This is a genomic window from Reyranella soli, from assembly GCF_007992495.1.
In the GTDB taxonomy this organism is placed as follows: domain Bacteria; phylum Pseudomonadota; class Alphaproteobacteria; order Reyranellales; family Reyranellaceae; genus Reyranella; species Reyranella soli.
In genome coordinates this window covers 1-1027 of the sequence record NZ_BKAJ01000374.1, presented here as the reverse complement: position 1 = coordinate 1027, position 1027 = coordinate 1, and the positions used below count along the sequence as shown (strand labels likewise).

The following is a 1027-nucleotide window of genomic DNA, read 5'->3' as shown; positions in this document are numbered from 1 at the left end:
TCATGAGCGCGCAGGATGCGCGCGGTCCGGAAGACATGACATGAGCCCCGCCGCCAACATGCCCGTGCTCGAGGTCAAGGACCTCAAGAAGCACTTCCCGGTGCGCAAGGGCCTGCTGCGCCGCACCGTTGGCCAGGTCTATGCCGTCGACGGCATCAGCTTCTCGATCGGCGTCGGCGAGACCTTGGGCCTGGTGGGCGAGAGCGGCTGCGGCAAGACCACGGCCGGCCGCGCCGTGCTGCGCCTGATCGAGCCGACCTCGGGCTCGGTGCAGGTCGGCGGCACCGAGATCACCGGCCTCAGCAAATCCGAGATGCGCCCCTACCGGGCGCAGATGCAGATCATCTTCCAGGACCCGTTCTCCTCGCTCAATCCGCGCATGACGGCAGGCGAGATCGTGGCCGAGCCGCTGCTGGTGCACGGCACCGGCAGCCGGAAGGAGCGCGACGCGCAGGTCGCGGCCCTGTTCGCCCGCGTTGGCCTCAGGCCCGCGCAGATGAGCAACTACCCGCACCAGTTCTCGGGCGGCCAGCGTCAGCGCATCGGCATCGCCCGCGCGCTTGCGCTGGGGCCCAAGCTGATCGTGGGCGACGAGCCCGTCTCGGCGCTCGATGTCTCGATCCAGGCGCAGGTCATCAACCTGCTGCAGGACCTGCAGCGCGAGCGCCAGCTCTCCTACCTCTTCATCTCGCACAATCTCGCGGTGGTGGAGCACATCAGCCACTACATCGCCGTCATGTATCTCGGCCGCATCGTCGAGTACGCCGACACGCGCTCGATCTTCACCCGGCCACAGCATCCCTACACCGAGGCGCTGCTGTCGGCGGTGCCGGTGCCGGACCCTGCCATCCGCCGCAAGAAGATGGTCCTGCAGGGCGATGTGCCCAGCCCCGTCCGGCCGCCGCCGGGCTGTCATTTCCACACCCGCTGCCCCTACGCGGTCGACCGCTGCCGGGTCGAATCACCACCGCTGCGCGAAATCGCGCCGGGGCATCAGGTGTCCTGCCATTTGCGGTGACCGGAGCGC

The 1027-nt window shown here is 68.7% G+C and carries 1 protein-coding gene; it reads left to right on the top strand.

The genetic code is table 11. The features are described 5' to 3' along the window. Positions 1-40 precede the first annotated feature (40 nt). The gene (locus RSO01_RS46845; RefSeq protein ID WP_147157488.1) at positions 41-1018 is read left to right on the top strand and encodes an ABC transporter ATP-binding protein; all 978 of its coding nucleotides are present in this window, start codon (positions 41-43) and stop codon (positions 1016-1018) included. The last annotated feature ends 9 nt before the right edge of the window (positions 1019-1027 follow it).

Coding starts and splice junctions, on each gene's coding strand:
- RSO01_RS46845 (WP_147157488.1), top strand. CDS start 41: ATGAGCCCCGCCGCCAACATGCCCGTGCTCGAGGTCAAGGACCTCAAG.